The 20,451-nt window shown below is 61.0% G+C and carries 8 protein-coding genes and 1 pseudogene; 6 read left to right on the top strand and 3 right to left on the bottom strand.

Translation table 11 applies throughout. From position 1 onward, the window contains the following. Positions 1 to 692: 692 nt before the first annotated feature. Genes MY55_RS04670 through MY55_RS23295 form a run of 3 tightly spaced genes read left to right on the top strand, consistent with a single transcriptional unit; the run spans position 693 to position 14,659 of the window. Positions 693 to 2,387: a ShlB/FhaC/HecB family hemolysin secretion/activation protein gene (locus MY55_RS04670; RefSeq protein ID WP_065202037.1), complete on the top strand. Its 1,695-nt coding sequence runs from the start codon at positions 693 to 695 to the stop codon at positions 2,385 to 2,387. 36 nt (positions 2,388 to 2,423) lie between these two features. Next, positions 2,424 to 14,237: a hemagglutinin repeat-containing protein gene (locus tag MY55_RS23030; RefSeq protein WP_065202038.1), complete on the top strand. Its 11,814-nt coding sequence runs from the start codon at positions 2,424 to 2,426 to the stop codon at positions 14,235 to 14,237. 8 nt (positions 14,238 to 14,245) lie between these two features. Further along, positions 14,246 to 14,659 (top strand): hypothetical protein, encoded by a 414-nt coding sequence (locus MY55_RS23295; protein WP_157889259.1) that lies wholly within the window; start codon positions 14,246 to 14,248, stop codon positions 14,657 to 14,659. 187 nt (positions 14,660 to 14,846) lie between these two features. Here the strand turns inward: MY55_RS23295 and MY55_RS22510 are convergent. Continuing rightward, positions 14,847 to 15,248, bottom strand: a pseudogene (locus tag MY55_RS22510) (transposase); the annotation flags it as partial. Positions 15,249 to 15,385: 137 nt separating this feature from the next. Between MY55_RS22510 and MY55_RS04680 the strand changes: the two are divergent. Together MY55_RS04680 and MY55_RS23980 are read left to right on the top strand one after the other, a co-directional pair. Next, positions 15,386 to 15,856: a hypothetical protein gene (locus tag MY55_RS04680; protein ID WP_157889260.1), complete on the top strand. Its 471-nt coding sequence runs from the start codon at positions 15,386 to 15,388 to the stop codon at positions 15,854 to 15,856. A gap of 240 nt (positions 15,857 to 16,096) precedes the next feature. Continuing rightward, the gene (locus tag MY55_RS23980; RefSeq protein ID WP_167595285.1) at positions 16,097 to 16,582 is read left to right on the top strand and encodes a hypothetical protein; all 486 of its coding nucleotides are present in this window, start codon (positions 16,097 to 16,099) and stop codon (positions 16,580 to 16,582) included. A 388-nt stretch (positions 16,583 to 16,970) separates the two neighbouring features. Here the strand turns inward: MY55_RS23980 and MY55_RS04685 are convergent, their stop codons facing one another. Together MY55_RS04685 and MY55_RS23300 are read right to left on the bottom strand one after the other, a co-directional pair. Then, a complete protein-coding gene (locus MY55_RS04685) occupies positions 16,971 to 18,560 on the bottom strand; it encodes a methyl-accepting chemotaxis protein (protein ID WP_047258514.1) in 1,590 nt (529 codons plus the stop codon). Then, positions 18,529 to 18,969, bottom strand: coding sequence for a hypothetical protein (locus tag MY55_RS23300; RefSeq protein ID WP_157889261.1), 441 nt, complete (start codon positions 18,967 to 18,969; stop codon positions 18,529 to 18,531). Before MY55_RS23300 ends, MY55_RS04685 begins: the two co-directional genes overlap by 32 nt. 416 nt (positions 18,970 to 19,385) lie before the next feature. Here MY55_RS23300 and hemB point away from each other — a divergent pair, with 416 nt between their 5' ends. After that, on the top strand, positions 19,386 to 20,390 hold the full coding sequence (hemB, locus tag MY55_RS04690) for a porphobilinogen synthase (RefSeq protein WP_043578015.1): 1,005 nt from the start codon (positions 19,386 to 19,388) through the stop codon (positions 20,388 to 20,390). Positions 20,391 to 20,451: the final 61 nt, after the last annotated feature.

Genomic DNA, 20,451 nt, shown 5'->3' on the forward strand with positions numbered 1-20,451 from the left:
TGATATCAACGGCTTGTCTGCGTCACATTCCGTTGCATTCTCCTGAGCGGATGAAATTATGCATTATGAAATTTTGTTTACGTTTCTTGTTATCTGGATTCGTGTTGTTTTTTTGATAATTCATATCTGGTAAAAATAAAATGCCTTTGGAATTTTCCGTGAATGCTGCATTGCCGCATTGATGGAGTTAAGGGCAGCTATGAAAAAATTTCATTTTATTGGCTGGGCGAGTCTTGAGTCGACACAGCTTCCTATTGATTTGGTAAGGATTGTTGCCATTGTCTTTTCATCTGCCTCTGCGCGCGATTGTATTTGCCATGATGAATGACGATGGTGTGGTTGCGTTGCGCGGAACAGAGCTTTTTACCCTGGAGCGGCGGTAAAAGTTCGCTAGCGCCATATTTGCAAAATCCGGGCCGGATTCTTGTCGTTTGGCTAAGCTTTTGACAAAATCTGCGCGCGCAGGTCAGAGCGTTTCGGCACGGTTTCCCCATTGGCACGCAGCAGCAGATTTTGCGTTTTTGATGGCGCTCTGCGGTGATTCATTGCCGGCGCGGCTAGGGAAACATGTGTTGAATATCATGGTCTTGTCTTATGTTTAAGTGTTTTTACTTATCCATTTAACATGTTAATCAAGTGTAAAATAATCGGCTAATTGTTAAGTTTTTTATAAAAATATTAAGCCGCCTGTGATGAAACTCCGTTCTCTGGCCGCCGCGCATGGCGGCTTTTTGCTGTCCACCATCTGCCAGGCCGCCGCGCCGCCTGCCTTGATCCAGCAAACCGATCAGCTGCTGCGCCTGCAGCAGCAACAACTTGAGCAGCAACGCCAGTCGCTGCAGCAACGTCCGGATGTCTTTCTGCCTTCGTCCGCGGGCGCAAAGCCAGCGCCCGCCATTCCGGGCGCCGCGCCGGCGGCGGCTTGCTTTGCCATCGGCCAGACGCAACTGGACGGCGCGCCGGCCAGCTGGCAGCGTTGGCTGCAGCCGCTGCTGGATGCCGGGCTGGGTAAGTGCATGGGCCTGGACGCGCTGAATCGCCTGGTGGCGGCGCTGACCAACGAGATGGTGGCGCGCGGCTTCGTCACCAGCCGGGTTTATCTGCCGGAGCAGAATCTGCGCGGCGGCACGCTGCGGCTGGCGGTGGTGGCGGGCAGGATACACGCCATCCGCTTGAAGGAAGGCGGCAGCGATCTGGCCCTGCGTTCGGCGTTTTCATCCGGCCCCGGCGACATTCTCAATGTGCGCGACCTGGAGCAAGGGCTGGAGCAACTGGGCCGGTTGCCGGGCCAGCAGGCAACCATGGAGATGGTGCCGGCGGAGGCGCCGGGCGAGAGCGATGTGGTGGTGGCGCGGCAAGGCGGCCGGCCGCTGTCCGGCGCGCTGACGCTGGACGACTCCGGCCAGCGCGCCACCGGCCGGCTGCAAAGCGCCGCCAGCCTCAATATCGGCGGCGCCGCTGGCCTGAACGATGTGCTGGCGCTGTCGTGGACTCAGGATGCCGAGCATCTGCGCCATCCCTTGAGCCAGTCGACCGCCGCCTCCTGGCTGCTGCCGCTGGGCGATTGGACCGCCATGGCCAGTTACAGCGGCTTCGCCTACCGCCAGACGGTGCAGGGCGTGAACCAGGATTTCATTTCCAGCGGCCACAGCCGCAATACCCAGTTGTCGCTGTCGCGGCTGTTGCGGCGCGACCAGAGCGGCAAGACCGAACTCAAGCTGAGCCTGACGCGCAAGGCGTCGCGCAGCTTCATCGAGGACGCCGAAGTGGCGCAGCAGCGCCGCGACCTGACCATCGCCGGGCTGGAGCTCAGCCACCGCCAGTATTGGGGCGAGGCGGTGCTGGACGGTTCCATCGGCTATCAGCGCGGCATCGGCGCCTGGGGCGCGCAGTCTGACGCCCAGGCGGCGCAAGGCGGCCCCAATCCGCGCCATCAGCTTTACCAGGGGCGGCTGGCGCTGCAACTGCCGCTACATGCCTGCGGCCAGACCTTGCGCTGGAGCAGCGAACTGCGCGGCCAGTACAGTCCGGACCTGCTGATGTCCAGCGAGCAATTCGCCATCGGCGGCCGCGGCACCGTGCGCGGCTTCAATGCCAGTTCGCTGGTGGGGCAGAGCGGCTACTACCTGCGCAATGAACTGAGCTGGCCGCTGCCGCCGGCCGGCGCGCTGGCGTTGGAACCCTACCTGGGCCTGGACGCCGGCCAGATCTCGCGCCCGGTCGGGGAGACCGGCCCCGAGCGCAGCCTGTCCGGCTGGGCCGCCGGCTTGCGCCTGAGCCTGGGCGGCCATCTGTCCGCCGAACTGACCCACGAGCGCGCGCTGCACCAGCCGCAAGGCTGGGACCGCCCGGCCATCACCCACTTTTCGATCACCGCGCAGTGGTAAGCCCGCTGCCCTGTCCCGTCTTTTTGAGCTGACAATATGAACAAGCATCTTTATCGGATCATTTTCAATCAATCGCGCGGCCAATTGATGGTGGTGCAGGAAGACGCCAGCGGACAGGGCAAGGGCAACGGCGCAGAGGGCGTCGCCGCCACGCTGGGGGCGGCGTGCAAGGCATTCTCGCTGAGGCTGAGCGTATTGCTGATCGGCCTGGGGCTGGGTGCCAGCGCCTTGGCAGCCGACATCGTCGCCGATCCGCACGCGGCGGCCGGCAAGCAGCCCGGCGTGATCCAGGCCGCCAACGGCCTGCCGGTGGTGCAGATCGCCGCCCCCACCGCCGCCGGCGTGTCGCACAACCAGTACCTGCAGTTCAACGTCGGCCCCGGCGGCGCGCTGCTCAACAACAGCGCGGTCAACGTCAACACCCAGCTGGCCGGCTTTATCAGCGGCAACGCCAATCTGAAGAACGGTAGCGCCAGCATCATCCTCAACGAGGTGACGCAAGCCAACCCTTCGCAGCTGCGCGGCTATCTGGAAGTGGCCGGCCAGCGCGCGCAGGTGGTGATCGCCAACCCCTGGGGCATCAGCTGCAGCGGCTGCGGCTTCATCAACACGCCGCAGGTCACGCTGAGCACCGGCGCGCCGCAGCTGAACGCCCAGGGCGCGCTGACCGGCTACCGGGTGGCCGGCGGCCAGGTCAGCGTCGATGGGGCCGGCCTCAATGCCGCCAATGTCGACAGCTTCGCCATCATCAGCCGGGCGGCGTCGATCAACGCCAATTTGTACGCGCAGAAGCTGGACCTGGTGCTGGGCCGCAATCAGGTGGACGCCGCCAGCTTGCAAGCGCAGCCGCTGGAGGCCAGCCCTGCCGACGCGCCGGCTTTCGCGCTGGATGTGGCGCAGCTGGGCGGCATGTACGCCAACGCCATCAAGCTGGTGGGCACCGAGAAGGGCGTGGGCGTCAACCAGCAGGGCGCGATGGCGGCCCAGGCCGGCGATCTGGAACTGACCAGCGCCGGCGACCTGATTCTGCGCGGCAAAACCTATAGCCAGCAGAATCTGGCGCTGCGCGCCGGCGGCCAGCTGCAACACGAGGGCATCACCCGCGCCGAAGGCAATGTCCGCATCGACGTGGCCGGCCAGGCCACGCTGCACCAGGCGCTCAGCGCCGGCGGCGATCTGGCGCTGGAGGCCGGAGCCCTGCGCAGCGACGGCGCCCTGGCCGCCGGCTCGCAAGCCGACGGGAAGCTGAGCGAGCGCGGCAAGCTGGCGCTGACGAGCCGCGGAGAGCTGCAAAGCAGCGGCGAATTGCTGGCCGGCGGCGATGTCAGCCTGCGGGCCGGGCAGGCCAACTTGGCGGGGACAGTGCTCAGCGCCAGCCACGGCGCGCTGGAAGTCCAGGTCGCCGGCGATTTGCATGCGCAGCAAGCGCGCCTGAGCGCCGCTGGCGCCGCCCGGCTGGACATCGACGGCCAATTCGACAATCGGGATGGCCAACTGTCCGCCAGCCAAGTGCAGTTGCAATTGGGCGCGCTGGACAACCGGCAGGGCCAGATCGTGCAGACCGGGCAGGCGAATGCCGACTGGCGGATAGCCGGCGCCGTCGACAACCGCCAGGGCGAACTGGCCAGCGCCGCCGGACAGTGGCGGCTGCTGGCCGCCAGCCTGGACAACCGCGGCGGCGACATCAGCCATGCCGGCGGCGGCGCCTTGCAACTGGCGGTCGGCGAGCTGGACAACCGCGAGCACGGACGCATCGCCAGCGACAGCCGGCTGGATGCGCAGGCCGCGCGATTGGACAACCGCCAGGGGCGCTTGGTCGGCGTGCAGGCGGCGACGCTTCAGATTCAGGGGGAGTTGAGCAATGACGGCGGCGTGCTGGGCGGGGACGGCGCGGTCAAGCTGACGGCCGGCCAGCTCGACAACGGCGCTGGCCTGATCCAGGCAGGCAAAGACCTGCAGCTGAGCGCGACCTCATTGACCAACGCCGACAAGGGCCAAATCCTGGCCTTGGGCAAGGACGCGTCCAGCCGGCTGGATGTCGATGGCGAAATCCATAACCAGGGCAAGCTCGCCGGCAACGCCGACCTGACGGTCAATGCGGCGACCATCGACAACGCCAAGGGCAGCCTGCAGGCCGCCGGCCATCTGGAGTTGGGCAAACAAAGCCAGCTGACTAACGACGGCGGCCATATCGTCGCGCAAAGCCTGAACATCGCCGCCGATGCGCTCAGCAACCAGGGCGGCGAGGTGTATGCGCAGCAGCAGCTGACCAGCCAGCTCAAGACCCTGGACAACAGCAAGGGCAGCCTGATCGGCGGCCAGGGCGTCGACTTGACGGTGGCCGACAGCCTGCATAACGACGGCGCGCTGGGCGGCGGCGGCGCGGTCAAGCTGACGGCGGGCAAGCTGGAGAACGCCGCCGGCACCATCCAGTCCGGCAAAGACCTGCAACTGACCGCCGCTTCGCTCACCAACGCCGACCATGGCCAGATTCTGGCGCTGGGCCAGGACGCCGCTAGCAAGGTGGACGTTAGCGGCGAGCTGCGCAACCAGGGCAAGCTCGCCGGCAACGCCGACCTGACGGTCAATGCGTCGACCATCGATAACAGCAAGGGCAGCTTGCAGACCGCCGGCCATCTGGAACTGAGCAAGCAAAGCCAGCTCACGAACGATGGCGGCCATATCGTCGCGCAAAGCCTGGATATCGCCGCCGATGCGCTCAGCAACCAGGCTGGCGAAGTGTATGCGCAGCAGCAACTGACTAGCCGGCTGAAGACGCTGGACAATAGCCAGGGCAGTTTGGTCGGCGGCCTGGGGGTGGATCTCGCGGTCGGCGGCAAGCTGCATAACGACGGCGTGTTGGGCGGCGACGGCGCGGTCAAACTGACGGCCGGCGCGCTGGAGAATGGCGGCGGCTTGATTCAGGCGGGCAAGGACCTGCAACTGACGGCATCCAGCCTGAGCAATGCCGAAAAAGGCCGGGTTCTGGCGCTGGGCAAGGATGCGGCCAGCCTGCTGGACGTCAGCGGCGAGCTGCACAACCAGGGCAAGATCGCCGGCAACGCCGACCTAACCGTCAAGGCGGCAAGCGTCGACAATGCCAAGGGCAATCTGCAAACCGCCGGCGCGCTGAATTTGACCAAGCAAGCCGCGTTGAGCAACGACGGCGGCCATCTGGCCGCCCAAAGCCTGAACATCCAGACCGGCAGCCTGAGCAACCAGGGCGGCGAAATCCGCCAGGTCGGCCAAGGCGCGGCTACTTTGCAGATTGGCCAGGATTTCAACAACCAGCAAGGCCATGTATTCAGCCAAGGCGGCCTCACGCTCGGCGCCGGCCAGCTGGACAATAGCCATGGCGTGCTGGCCAGCCAGGGCGCGCAGCAGTTGCGGCTGCAAGCGCTGAATAACCAGAACGGCGTGCTGGCCAGCGGCCAGGCGCTGGGCCTCGCCTTGTCCGGCGCGGCCGACAACCGCCAGGGCCAGATCCAGGGCGACAGCCTGCAGTTAAGCGGCCAGAGCCTGGACAACCGCGGCGGCGCGGTCAAGGCGCTGGGCGCGGACGCCAGCCGGGTCAGCCTGTCCGGCATGCTGGACAACTCGGAAAAAGGCGCGCTGTCGGTCAACGGCAAGCTGGACCTCGCCGCCGGCCAGCTGAACAATCAGCAAGGCCTGCTGCAAAGCGCGGCGTTGCTGAGCGCGCAGATCGAGCAGGACGCGCAAAACCGCGACGGCCAGCTGTTGGCCGGCCAGCTGTCGCTGAGCGCCGCCAGCCTGGGCAACCAGCACGGCCAGATCGGCCAGGCCGGCGGCGAGCTGGCCAAGCTTGACATCCGCGGCCAGATCGACAACAGCGGCCAGGGCAAGATCACCGCCAACGGCCAGCTGCAGATCGACAGCGGCGACCTCGACAACCATCAGGGCGTGCTCAGCAGCCAGGGCGACCTGACGCTGCGGGGCGGCGCGCTGAACAACCGCCAAGGCACGCTGGGCAGCAACGGCGCGCTGGCGGTGACCGGCGCCAGCCTGGACAACAGCCAGGGCCTGTTGCAGGCAGGCCAGGCCCTGCAACTGGACAGCGGCAGCCTGCAGAACGGCGGCGGCAAGGTGCTGGCGCTGGGGCAGGGCGACAGCACCTTGAATGTGAGCGGCCAGTTAGCCAACGGCGGCCATATCGCCGGCAACGGCAACTGGCAACTGAACGCCCAAAGCCTGGACAACAGCGGCGGCAGCGTTTACAGCCAGCGCAACCTGGCGGTCAATGCCGCCACCCTGGCCAACCCCGGCGCCATGCAAGCCGGGCAGGATCTGGCGCTGACGCTGCAAAGCGACTTCGTCAACAGCGCCGGCACCCAATTGCAGGCCAACCGCAACCTTAGCATCAGCAGCAGCGGCAACCTGTTCAACAACGGCGAACTGCAAACCGGCGGCAACCTCAAGCTGAGCGGCCTCAACTGGACCAATAACGGCAATGTCAACATCGGCGGCGCGCTGGATACCCGGCTCAGCCAGAGCCTGGTCAACAACGGCAACCTGGGCGCCGGCGCGCTGAATCTCAACGCCGCCAGCCTGGTCAACACCGCCTCCATCACCGCTGGAGACATCGCCATCCATGCCGGTAGCCTGGACAATAGCGGGGGCAAGGCGCTGCTGGCCTCGGCTGGCAATCTGGCGCTGGATGTTGGCGGCACGCTGAATAACCACGACGGCGCCTGGTTGTACAGCCAGGGCGATATGCGCATCGGCCAGGCCGGCGCGAAAACCGGCCAAGTGGTGAATCACGTCGCGACCTTGCAGTCGGACGGCAATATGTTTATTGACGCCGGGCGGGTGAGTAATGAGTCGAATCCGGTGGTTACTACCGTTAGTACATCAGATTCAAGTGAAAGAAAAACACTATATCAGTTCCCAGAAATGGTAAAGGCAATAACCTCGTATTGTGGTCACGATGGGCGAGGTCATTGTATGGCAGAAACAAGACCTTATGTTGGGGTGTTTGATTTTGGGAAAGGAGAGGATTATAGCTCGCTATATCCTTTTTATGACTGTTCTGCGAATCATTGTTTCCCTCCTGATACGGAGGATCTTAGATATAGACTAATTTCAGATGATAGTTCAACTCATCGTCTGACGGTTGAGCGCATGGTTTTTAAAAATCATAGAGGGGATTCTAAATTTTCCTCAAGCTCAATTGAGAATTATTATTATTTATCTAGGGATGGTTCACGGTATATTTATCCGGTCGGTTTTGATCCGGCCAAAAATTTTCTGCCGAGTGATAGTGTTATTCAAAATAGATTGATTCCAGAGTTCTTGGCAGTTCCTAGGGGTGAGTTGGAGTCTCGGGCAGGTAAGCCAGACTATATGTATGATGATTTAGATGTTTTTAATTTGGGTTTGGTGAAGAAAGTTGAATTGGGTGCTGCTGACTTTCCATATGAAAAGGGTGTGAGTGGGGAGTTGTTTCATGATGTGAAGAAAACAATTTCTATTGATCGCGCTAGTGCCAGTGTAAATGCAGCTAACCTTTACTCTGGTGGGGATTTGGTTGTTAATGCGGATCAAGTCGTAAATCGCTATAGCAAAGTTGCTATAGGTGGTGGGCTGTATGGGGTGGGCCGAAATATTGAGAACATAGGTCAGAAGTTGCAGAAGACGACTGTAACTTCTGAAGTTCAATATTTCATGCAGGGAACTGAGAATCCATATGTCGATAGGCTTTGTGCAAAAGGAAAGACAGATCAATGCGCTACTCGGGTGGTTAATGTACCAGCTAGTACTTCGACTGAAGTTATCGGCTCCCTCGATGCCACCGTCGTCACCAACCAGCACCTGAGCCTGCAAGCGCCCACCATCGCCAACAGCAAGGGCGCGCCGCGGGTGGATGCCGCGACGATGCAGGCCGCGCTGGAGAATATCCAGGTGATGTTCGATCGGGCGCCGGACTCGGCCAGCGTCGGCGGCCAGGGCGCGCCGGACCATGCCGGCCAGACGCAGGGCGCGGCGCAGGCGGTGGACGCCGCGGCTCAGCCCGGCAAGCAGGCGCTGGGCGTGGCGGCCGCCGCGGCGTTGGCCAATGCCAGCCCCATCCGCATTTACGGCCAGGGAGAGCTGGGCGGGCAGTACCAGCCGGCGCCGGCCCATCAGCAGGTCACATTGCAGGCCGGCGGCGCCAAGGCGGGGAACCCGGTGGCGGCCGGCTACGCGGTGCCGGACAACGGCATGTTCCACGCCAAGCCCGCGCCGCAGCAGCCTTACCTGGTGGAAACCAATCCGCAGTTCACCCAGTACAAGAATTTCGTCTCGTCCGACTACCTGCTGAAGCAGCTGAACTACGACCCGAGCAAGGTGGAGAAGAGACTGGGCGACGGCTTTTACGAGCAGCAACTGGTCAGCCGCGCCGTCACCGATCTGACTGGCAAGCGCCTGCTGGACGGCAGCCGCAACGCGATGGAGCAGTACCAGCAGTTGATGAGCAACGGCGCGCAGTACGCCAAGCAATTCCAGCTGACGCCGGGCATGGCCTTGTCCGCCGAGCAGATGGCCAAGCTCACCTCCGACATGGTGTGGCTGGTGAAGCAGAACGTGGGCGGCCAGGAGGTGCTGGTGCCCATGGTCTATCTGGCCAACGCCGATCAAAAGTCGCTGCGCGGCCAGGGCGCGGTGCTGGCCGGCAACAGCATGAGCCTGCAAGCCAGCGGCGAGCTGATCAATAACGGCGTCTTGAAGGCCGACGCCACGCTGTTGGCGCAGGCCGGCGCTATCCGCATCGAAGGCGGCAAGGTGCAGGCCGGCGGCGATCTGGGCCTGAGCGCCAGGCAGAACCTGGTGGTCACCGACGACGCCCAGCACAGCCAGGCCGGCAGCAGCATACTGGCTGGTGGCAATCTGCAGCTGCAGGCTGGCGGCGATCTCAAATTGCAGGCGGCGGACGCGCGGGCGGGCGGCAACGCCTGGCTGCAGGCCGGCGGCGATCTGGACATCGGCAGCCGCGAAACCAGCTATAGCCTGGGCGGCGGCAACGGCTACGGCAGTTTCCAGTACCAGCAGGTGGACCATGTGGGCAGCCAGCTGAACATAGGCGGCAGCCTGGTCCTCAACGCCGCCAGCGACCTGACCCTGAGCGGCAGCGCCGTCAAGGCGGGCGGCGGCATTCTGGCGGCGGCCGGCAACAACCTTGCGTTGGAATCCACGCAGGACAGCAAGCACGGCGCCGGCAGCTGGCGGGGCGGCGCTTACGACACGCTGTCGCAAAGCCATCACGCCGCCACGCTGCAAGGCGGGGACATCGTGCTGAAAGCCGGCGGCGACCTCAGCCTGCAAGGCTCTTCGGTACAGGCGGATGGCAGCCTGGCGGCCATCGCCGGCAAGCAGCTGACGCTGCAAAGCCAGGTGGATACCCAGCGCGACAGCGGCTACAACTGGGGCGGCAGCCATAACTGGCGGACCGACAACCTGACCGTGGCCGGCCTATCCAGCAAGGGCAGCCTGCAGGCCAGCGCCGGCGGCGACGCCGTATTGAACGGCGCCAGCCTGAGCAGCGATGCCAAGCTGGCCTTGTCCGCCGGCAACGACATCAAGCTGGGGGCGGCAGCCACCGAAAGCCGCAGCGACAACGACTGGGGCGCCACCGTCCGCAATCAGTACGACCTGACGCAGCACGGCAGCAGCCTGCATGGCGAAGCCGGGCTGGCATTGCAGGCCGCGCGGGACATCCGCACCCAGGCCGCCAGCCTCGCCAGCGATGGCGAAGCGGCTTTGCTGGCCGGCCGCGACATCTATCTGGGCGCCGCCGACGACGCCCATAGCGACTACAGCAAGACCGTGCGCTCGTCCGGCGGCTTTTTCAAGCATAAAACCACCGTCGACATCAGCGCGCATCAAAGTACCACCCAGGTCGGCACCAATGTGTCCGCCGACACGCTCCGCGTCCAGTCCGGACATGACCTCAACATCGTCGGCAGCCAGCTGGCCGGCAGCGGCAATGTCGCGCTGCAGGCAGGCGACAATATCGACATCGCCGCCGGGGTCAATGCCAGCCAGAGCTTCCAGTTCCACCACGAAAAAACCTCCGGCTTGTTTGGGCTGGGCGGCGCGGGCTTCATGGTGGGCAGCAAGGAGTTGACCGACGCGCTCAACGCCAACGGCGTCACGCAAAGCCAGAGCAAGAGCCTGGTGGGCAGCCTGAAGGGCGATTTGTCGGTGCAGGCGGGGCAGGGCTTGAAAGTGCAAGGCAGCAGCCTGAGCGCGCTTGGCGGCAATGTCGATGTTGGCGCCGACAGCGTCGCCGTCGGCGAAGGCCGCGACATCATGGTGGTGGACCACGACCACATCGAAAAACAGCGCGGCTTCAGCGTCACCGAGGTCAACACGCTGAAAAACACCTTCGACAACCTGAAGGATGTGATCCATACCCAGCGCGGCTTCGGCCTGCTCAAGGGGCTGGCCAACGAAGCCGCCGCCAGCACCTCGTCGCAGCAGGGCGTGGACATCGCCTACTCCCGCGGCGAACAGGGCAGCCACGAACATAGCCGCACCGTCAGCAGCGTGGGCAGCGCGATCCTGGCCGGCGGCGACATCCGCCTGCAGGCCAGCGGCAAGCCGGCCGATGCCGCCGGCAGCGGCGATCTGACCATCACGGGTTCGCGCCTGCAGGGCGGCGGCAAGGTGGACCTGTTCGCCAACGGCAGCGTCAATCTGCTGGCCGGGCTCAACCAGCGCCAGGACGACAGCAGCAGCTACCGCTACGACACCCGCGTGTCGATGTACAACCAGCAAATGGGCGACGTGATCCGCGCGCTGGAGGGCGGCCCCAGCCACAACGGCACTTCGCTGTCGCCGTACAACCAGCTGCGCGCCGAAAGCGTGGGCAGCCGCCAGGACCAGCAGCTGCAGGCCAGCGAAATCCGCGGCGACCAGATCCGCGTGGTCGGCCTGGGCGGCGATGTCAACGTGGTGGGCGCCACGCTGCAGGGCGTGCACGATGTCAGTGTGGCGGCCAGCCAAGGCAGCGTCAACGTGCTGGGCGGCACGGAACATTACCAGAGCAGCCAGGACAGCCACAGCCTCACCTTCGGCAATGTCGGCGGCGGCAACCACAGCGCCACCGTCGGCGCCCAGCATACCTGGGACCAGCTGGCCGCCAACGGCAGCGAGCAAAGCGGCGGCTTCAGCCGGATAGAAAGCCAGCAGGGCAATGTCGCGCTCAGCGCCGCCGACGCCATCACGGTGGCGGGCGCCGCGCTGCAGGCCGGCCAGGACCTGTCGTTGACCGGCAAATCGCTGCAAATCGCCCCCGGCGTGGACCAGGACCAGCACAGCGAAACCCACCGCATGAACCAGCGCGGCATCACCGGCGCAGTCAGCAGCCCCATCCTGGCCGCCGCCGACGCCGTCACCAGCATGGCCGAAGTGGCCAGCAACAAGAACACCGACGCCCGCACCCGCGCGCTGGCCGCCGGCACCGCCAGCCTGGCCGCCTACAACGGCTACCAGTCGGCCAAGTCCGTCTCCGACGGCCAATTGATCTCCGGCAGCCTCACCTTCGGCGCCAGCAAGAGCGAAAGCCGCGAGGAAGGCAAATCGCTGGCCAATGCCGAAACCAGCCTGACGGCGGGGCGCGACCTGATCCTGCGGGCCAGCGGCGGCGGCAAGGACTCCAATATCGACATCGCCGGCAGTCGGCTGCAGGCCGGCCGCAACGCCACCTTGCAGGCCGACAACCAGATCCAGCTAGTGTCGGCGCAGGACAGCAGCAGCCTGCGCGGCGAAAACGACAGCTCCGGCTGGGGCGCCGGCATAGCCGTGTCTTTCGGCAAGGGCGGCTTCAGCTTCGGCGGCACCGCCAACGCCAACCACTCCTTCGGCAAGGAAAACGGCAGCACCATCGACCAGCGCGACACCACGGTCTCCGCCGGCGACACCCTCACGCTGAAGTCCGGCGGCGATGCCACCCTCAAGGGCGCCGAAGCGCGCGGCCAGACCATCGTCGCCAATGTCGGCGGCAATCTGGACATCGAAAGCCTGCAAGACCAGCACCAGTACCAAAGCAGCAGCAAGAGCATGGCCGGCAGCGTCACCATCGGCTACGGCTTCAGCGCCAGCGCCAATTACAGCCAGCAGAAGATGGACAACGACTACGCCAGCGTGCGGCAGCAGTCCGGGCTGAAGGCCGGCGACGGCGGCTACCAGGTGGCGGTGAAGGGCAACACCAATCTGGCGGGCGCCGTCATCGCCAGCAGCGACCGGGCGGTGGCGGACGACAAGAACAGCCTGAGCACCGGCACCCTCACCACCAGCGACGTATACAACCACGCCAGGTCCTCCGGCAGCAGCGTCGGCCTGGCCGTCAGCGGCAGCATGGGCGGCGGCGGCAAAGACGGAGACGGCAAGGGCGGCGCGGCCAGCGGCAGTAGCAGTAGCAGTAGCAGTAGCAGCGGAGCCGCGGCGGCCGCAGGCAACAGCGCGCCCGCCAGCCAATCGTCCGGCGGCAATTACAGCGGCGCCCACGTGCAGCAGTTCGGCAATGGCGGCAGCGCCGGCACGTCCGGCGTGATGGCTTCCAGCCAAAGCGCCGAAAGCGTCACCCGCGCCGGCATCAGCGGCGGCAAGCTCGCCATCGTCGACGACGCCGGCCAGCAGGCCCTCACCGGCCAAAGCGCCGCCCAGGCCGCCGCGGCGGTAAATCGCGGCGTCAACAGCGACAGGGACGGCGCCAACGCCTTGCAGGACAAGTTCGACAAGCAGCAACTGCAAACCGCCTTCACCGTGGTGCAGACGTTTACCGACCAGATCAGCACCTTCGCCGCCAACAAGGCGGTCGAAGCTAAAGCGGCCAAGGACCTGGCCGACAGGGCCAAGACCGACCCGTCGCTGAGCGACGAGCAAAAAGCCCAGTTGCAAGCCCAGGCCGACCAAGCGGCCAAATGGGCGCCGGGCGGCCGCTACAGCCAGATCCTCACCGCGGCAACCGCGGGGATCAGCGGCAATGTCGGCAACAGCCTGAGCGACATGGCGCAAAACGCCGGCATCGCTTACCTGCAGGGCCTGGGCGCGCAGCAGATCAAGCAGATGGTGGATGAGCTGGAAAAGGGCGACAAAACGGTAGCAGGCGAAACCGTGCGCGCGGTGCTGCACGGCGCGCTGGCCTGCGCCGGCGCCGAAGCCAGCAGCCAAAGCTGCGCGGCGGGCGCGATTGGCGGCGCGGCCAGCGTGGCGTTGAACAATGCGCTGGACAAGGCGCAAGACACCAACTCCGACAAGATGACGGCGGAAGAGAAGCAGCAGCGCGAGAATCTGGTCAGCAGCCTGCTGGCTGGCGCATCCGTCGCCGCTGGCGCGACGGATACCGCCGCGACTACGGTGAATGCGGCGAAGACGGAAATGGAGAATAATTTCTTTGCTTTGCCAATGACGCCACCGCCAGTAGCGTTACCTGGCAAAATCCCTCCCATTGTAGATAGCTCACTTGATGGTAAGCCAAATTTGGCAAGTCAGATTGCAGGAGAGGTTCGTGGCTCTTTAGAGGGGGCTGGCAAGGCATTTAATGACCCTAAGGCATTTGGTCAGTTTATTCTTGAAGGTATGGGAATCGTAGACCCAATTGATCCAAGTAGCTACTCGCGCTCTTATGGGAAAGATTTGAGTAAGGGAGATATTGTTGATTTGTCGGATTTTGGCCAGCGTCAAAAGCAGTCGGGAGGAGGTGCAAACTATGTTGATCCCAAAACTGGATGGAGTATTTCTCCCGAACGCAGTGGAAATCCGCACGGTGGTAGTGCTTGGAAGCTATTTGATGCGAAAGGACGGCGAGTAGCAACTTTGGATGAATCTGGGAAGGTTTTGAGAAAGTGAGGAGTATTGTGAAGATTGATGAATATCCATTTCGAGCTGATATTTCCGTGTATGACCATGTGCTTAATGAGGAGGAGTGTGATGCGTTGCCATTTATGTGTTTTGATCATGCGAATGATAATAATTGCTTAGATGACTATTATGTTGGTGAGAAGAAATTTTGTGGCTGGTTTGGTGATTTGATTGGTATTTCCAATGAAGTGGTTTTTTTTGCAGGGAGAAAAATTGGAAAGAATGAGTTAAGGCGATTAATAATTCTTGGATTACGTGAAAGGAAGTTAAGTGAGCTTGAATTTTCGGATGGAAGGCTAGTTGTAAGATTTGGATATGATCAAACACATAATGTTTTTTCGATGGATGGTGATTTGTTTGATAGGACAATAAAACTCGCCAAACTGAATGGTTTGCATTTAATAAGTTAAGTTAATGGTTCGGGGGGGAGGGCAGGTCACGGTTTTCATCGGGCAGGCCCTCACTCTCGAGTGCCTCTGTTTTGCACTGGTGACTCGGGTTTCCTAAAGCGGCAGGCCATAGATTGGGCTTCATTTCATTCATCCTAATCTACGGTTTCAAGCAAATTATTCAGGACCGTAGATACCGTCTTTCACGTCAAGCGGCTCGTGCGTAGTCGGCCCGGTAAGGCTGGCGTGTTTTCAGCACGCCAAAGCACAGATGGACCAGCTTGCGCATAGCTGCTCCCAGGGCGGACATTTTCGTCTTGCCCCGCGCTAATAATCGTTGATACAGCGCCTTAACATGTGGGTTGTATCGTATGGCGACCACTGCTGCCATGTACAGCACGGCTCGAAGGCGCGCTGGCCCAGCTTTGGATAGGTGAGCTCGGCCCAAGAGCGAACTGCCTGATTGACGTTCCACTGGCACCAAACCAAGATATGCGGCCAATTGCTCGGCGCTGACGAAATGATGGGTATGGATGATGGCCAGAAGATTGCTGCCCGACTGTGGGCCAATGGCCGGAATGCTGCTCAACAGGACCATAGGTTGGGCTAAGCTTGTGAAGCCCAACGTTTACCGTGAAATATATGATAATGCCTATGGGTTAGGTGATGTCTGTTGCTTCTCGGTAAGCGTTTGTTTTCATTTCATTCCGCCCAACCTATGGCTCAGTAGCCTTTTGTGGGGATGGTATGGATTTAAATGATTTTAAAAGAGGTTTTTTAAATAAAAATTTGATTTCTATTTTGTCTGAGTGCTTTAAAGGTGCTGGCAATATTGATATTGGAAAAGTCAAGAGCTTGGGCTGGGGAGGGTATGCATTAGATGATATAAACATCTTTGATGAAGATGCTGTTTTTTTAAGCATGGTGATGAAGAGTGTTGATGTGAGCAGTGTGTTCTTGGTTCGAGATATAGACATTGGCATTGAAAATCATAAGGTGGAATGTCTTGTATTTGATCCGGAAAAGAAGAGGTTGGAGGAGTTTCAAAAGTTTGATTTCCACCTTGAGTTGCCATTGCTAGACTGCGTTCTGTTCGATGAGAAATTTCAGTTTCTAATCCATCGCCCAGCAAGCTTTGACAAGGATATGATGTATTTTGGCCCGCCAGCGTTCCTGGATGTAGCAGTTGTTGGTAATGGATGGCGAAAGATTTTTTAAGGAGCGTAGGTTGGGCTAAGCTTGCGAAGCCCAAGGTTTACCGCGAAATATACGATAATGCCTATGGGGTAGGCTATATCTTTTCATTCTCGGTAAACGTTGGGCTTCATTTCATTCAGCCCAATCTGCGGCCCTGGTTAGATTGATATATTAGATTTTAAAATTAGAGTCCAATTTGGATATAAATTATTATGTTATTCAGCTAAGGACTATCATTTGTGATTGATCGGATTAATTTAAATGTCCTTATGGGAGCGTTTTTTTTCTACGTGCTTATTTTTCTTTTCGATTGCAATTTTTTTGACGATTTTTATATTTGCACTTTTGGTAAATTTCTTAAGGAGTTATGATGTTTTTGTTCTCCAGTTTTTGTCGTTTTTCTTTTTTTCGGTATCAGCTCTTGCTTTAGGGGTGATTTTTTCCGGGTTTTTGAAAGAGTGTAAATTTTATGGTGGGGTAATTTTGAGGTTGGGGTGGTATTTTTACATCCTCAAACTATTGGTATTGATTTTTTTGGGTTGGCCAGCTCATAGCGGTTGGGTAATGTTAAGGGGGCTGTGGGGATGGGTGGGGCTTTGGGTGTATTTCCCTGCTTGGATATTGGAGAGGAGGAGGATGAAATGGTTTTTAGGCTTTCCACTTTACTTGCTTCTTCCTGATGCCATTTTTATTATAATCTTTTTTTTCAGAAAGGAATTGATTGGAGTGAGGTGTTTGCTTACTTGATTTCTCTGGGGTTTTATTCCATTTTCTTTAAGTATATTTTTGATTTATTTATTCATAGATTTCATTTTAAGTCTAACTGTTTTGAATCGAATATTTTCGTGGTAGTTGCTACTGTTTTTTCTGTTTTAGGAGGAGGTGGTTTGTTTTTGTTCGTTATTTTTGTTTAAGGGTTTTGTGAGGTGGCCGTTCTGGACGGTATCTACGGCCCTGTGGGAGTCAGTTTTGTCTGAGCAAGTCGTAGGCTTAATGTGGTTTAGTCTTTCGTACGCGCCATCGATATGGCGAGAATGCCCAGCTCGCATGCCATCTGGCTGGCGCGCTCAGCGCAGTCGCGATCCACGGTTCTCGCTAGGAAGAAAGCCGCCGCCATCACTGGCGGCGGCGGGTTTCACATGTGTTTTTCAAACTGGCTGACCAGCCGGCGCAGGTCGCCGGCGGTGAGGTGCAGTTTCTGGGCCACTTGCAGCGTGGTGCTGATGCTGTGGCCGTTTTGCTCGGTCAGGCGGCTCATGGTTTCCATGTTCTGGGCGACTTCGGTGGAGGCCGACGACTGTTGCCGCAGCATATTGGCCACGCTGGCGGAGGATTCCGCCACTTTCTCGTTGGCGCCGCGGATGGCCTCCAGCCCCTGGGCCGCCACCTGTATCGTCGCTTCGGCGATGTGCACCTTGTCCACCGCCGCCTTGACGTCGGCCAGCGCTTCGCTTGAGCGTTCGCGCAGGAAGGCCACCGACTGTTCTATCTCCAGCGTGTTGCCGGCGGTGCGTTCGGCCAGCTTGCGCACTTCGTCGGCCACCACCGCGAAGCCGCGGCCTTGCTCGCCGGCCCGCGCCGCCTCGATGGCGGCGTTGAGCGCCAGCAGATTGGTCTGATTGGCGATTTCCTTGATCACGCCGGTGACGGTGTTGATCGATTCCACCGACTGTTCCAGCTTGATGATGGTGTTGCGGGTGCTGGACACCTCGTTGACCACCTCCAGCGCGGCCTGGCGGGTGCCGTTCATCTGCGTTTCGCCCTGGGTGGCCAGTTCGGTGGCCTGGCCGGCGAAGTCGGCGCCGGTGCGGGTGGCCTGGGAGATTTCGTTGACCGCCACCGACAGCTGCTCCAGCGCCGCCGCCACCCGGATGATGCCTTCCTGCGTGTGTTCGCCGCGCGAGTTCAGCGATTCGGCCTCAGCGTGGGTGGCGCTGGCGGCTTCGCTGATGTCTTCGGCTCCGGCCACCACGTCGGCCAGGATGGCGCGCAGGTGGATGCGCAGGGTTTCCATTTCTTCCAGCACCGCGCGCGGCTCGCGCAGGCCGGCCGGGGCGATCTGGCTGCTGAAGTCGCCTTCGGCCAGGCGCATCAAGGCTTTGCGGGCGGCATCGATGGGGGGCGTCTGCCAGCGGGCGGCCAGGTAGCCGGCCAGCGGCGCCCAAAGGGCCAGCAGGGCGAGTAGGCTGACCCGCGCCGCGCCGCCGGGCAGGGCGGCGGCGGCCAAGGCCAGCGCCGCGGAAGGCAGCTGCGCCAGCAGCATGGCCAGGCTCAGCGGCAGCGGCGTGGTGTGGCGGGTTTGCGGGAAGGCCTGGCGCTTTTCCCGGACGCGGGCGTAGAGCTGCTCGGCTTCGGCGGTTTGCGTCTTGGAGGGCGCGCTGCGCACCGACATATAGCCCACCGGGCGGCCGTTTTCGCAGATCGGCGTGACGTAGGCTTCCACCCAGTAGAAATGCCCCTGCTTGCTGCGGTTCTTGACCAGGCCTTTCCACGGGCGGCCGGACTTGATGGTGGTCCAGAGGTCGGCGAACGCCTCTTCGGGCATGTCCGGATGGCGGACGACATTGTGGGACTGGCCGATCAGCTCTTCTTCGCTGAAGCCGCTGATGTCGATGAAGGCCCGGTTGGCGTAGGTGATCTGGCCTTTCAGATCGGTTTTGGTGACGATGGGACGGTGGGGCAGCAGAAATAATTCAATGCTGTCCACGGGCAGGTTTTTTTTCATCGGCGGCGCCTCCTAGTTCTGTCATTGCGAATCGGCATGGCAAACCGGATTTCGCGCGGCGGCGTCCGGTTTCGAGAGGTTTGCATCCATTCGGATCCATACGGTTGGGATCGGCTTCCATCCCTAAAACCGATTGATGCCCGTAAACTTTTCGCTGCTCGCCTCCATTGGCGATATAGAACAGAAGCCCGCGATGTATATAAGCAAGTTTGGCGTTCATTTGATGTGAATTGTCGTGCTTAATAATGAGAATGATTGCCTGTCGCCAAAAGACGCGGGGCGGGGTAGGGCAGCCTTGTTTGATTTGCTGTCTATATAAGGCAAGGCCTTGGTCATTTGCGCGGTGCGGCAAACGGCGGCTGGCGCGTGATTTTTCAAGGGGTTTTATTTCTGGCGCGGCAGTCGTCATTTTCTATGAATATTCAGCCGTAACGGGATTGCGGTTTTCGCTGCATGCGTTTGCCGAGCGATTGCGGATTTTTCTTGGATCAGCGGGCTGATTTGGCGTTGGCGTTGGCATGAATGGGTCTGCTGGATGAATGATTGAATTCGGTCGATGCGATTTGGAATGCGGCGCAAGGCTTAAAGCACTTGTAGCCAATATAGACAAGTGGATCACGGCGATGGGGATTTTGCGCTAGGTGCGATTGCTTAATTGGATGACGCCTGGCGCGAGTGCGAGGCGGGGCCGCTTCTCTGCAATCGACCCGGGCGGCCGGTATGGACGAGGATGGCGCGCCGCTGCGGCAGGTCCGGGAGGGTAGCGATGCCCGCCGGCGGGAATAGGCGTACAATTGCCAACGTCTTTTAAGGGGGTTTGCCGTCATGATTTTTGCCAATCGCTATTTCCCTGCCACCCGCATGCGCCGGATGCGCAAGGATGCGTTCAGCCGCCGCCTGATGCGTGAGAATGCGCTCACCGTCGACGATCTGATTTACCCGGTGTTCGTGATGGAGGGCAGCAACCAGCAGATTGACGTGCCGTCGATGCCGGGCGCGCCGCGGCTGACGCTGGACAAGCTGCTTTACGTGGCGGAAGAGGCGCTGGAGCTGGGCATTCCGATGCTGTCGCTGTTCCCGGTGATCACCGGCGACAAGGATAACGAAGGCAGCGAGGCGTACAACCCGGAAGGCCTGGTGCCGCGCGTGGTGCGCGAACTGAAAAAGCGCTTCCCGGAGCTGGGCGTGATGACCGACGGCGCGCTGGACCCGTACACCATCCATGGCCAGGACGGCGTGATAGACGCCAACGGCTACGTGCTGAACGACGAAACCACCGAGATCCTGGTCAAGCAGGGCCTGTGCCATGCCGAAGCCGGGGTGGACGTGTTCGGCCCGTCGGACATGATGGACGGCCGCATCGGCGCCATCCGCCAGGCGTTCGAGGAAGAAGGCTTCATCCACACCAAGATCCTGGCTTATTCCGCCAAGTATTCGTCCGGCTTCTACGGCCCGTTCCGCGACGCGCTGGGTTCGTCGGCCAATCTGGGCAAGGCCGACAAGAACAGCTATCAGATGGATCCGGGCAATATCGAGGAAGCCATCCAGGAAGTGGCGCAAGACCTGGAAGAGGGCGCCGACATGGTGATGATCAAGCCCGGCATGCCTTATCTGGACGTGATCCGCCGCGTCAAGGACACCTTCCACGTGCCCACCTTCGCCTACCAGGTGTCCGGCGAGTACGCGATGCTGAAGGCGGCGTTCCAGAACGGCTGGCTGAACGAAGAAAAGTGCATGATGGAAAGCCTGCTGGCGTTCAAGCGCGCCGGCGCCGACGGCATTCTGACTTATTTCGCGATGGACGCCGCGCGTTTGCTGCGCCAGCGTTGATAATATAAAGCATGGCGTCCACCCCCTCGATCGCGCTGGCGGCAGGGGGTGTTTGTTTTTG

This window comes from Chromobacterium subtsugae (genome assembly GCF_001676875.1).
In the GTDB taxonomy this organism is placed as follows: domain Bacteria; phylum Pseudomonadota; class Gammaproteobacteria; order Burkholderiales; family Chromobacteriaceae; genus Chromobacterium; species Chromobacterium subtsugae.

Coding starts and splice junctions, on each gene's coding strand:
- MY55_RS23030 (WP_065202038.1), top strand. CDS start 2,424: ATGAACAAGCATCTTTATCGGATCATTTTCAATCAATCGCGCGGCCAA.
- MY55_RS23300 (WP_157889261.1), bottom strand. CDS start 18,969: ATGACGACTGCCGCGCCAGAAATAAAACCCCTTGAAAAATCACGCGCC.
- MY55_RS04680 (WP_157889260.1), top strand. CDS start 15,386: ATGGATTTAAATGATTTTAAAAGAGGTTTTTTAAATAAAAATTTGATT.
- MY55_RS23980 (WP_167595285.1), top strand. CDS start 16,097: ATGTCCTTATGGGAGCGTTTTTTTTCTACGTGCTTATTTTTCTTTTCG.
- MY55_RS04685 (WP_047258514.1), bottom strand. CDS start 18,560: ATGAAAAAAAACCTGCCCGTGGACAGCATTGAATTATTTCTGCTGCCC.
- hemB (WP_043578015.1), top strand. CDS start 19,386: ATGATTTTTGCCAATCGCTATTTCCCTGCCACCCGCATGCGCCGGATG.
- MY55_RS04670 (WP_065202037.1), top strand. CDS start 693: ATGAAACTCCGTTCTCTGGCCGCCGCGCATGGCGGCTTTTTGCTGTCC.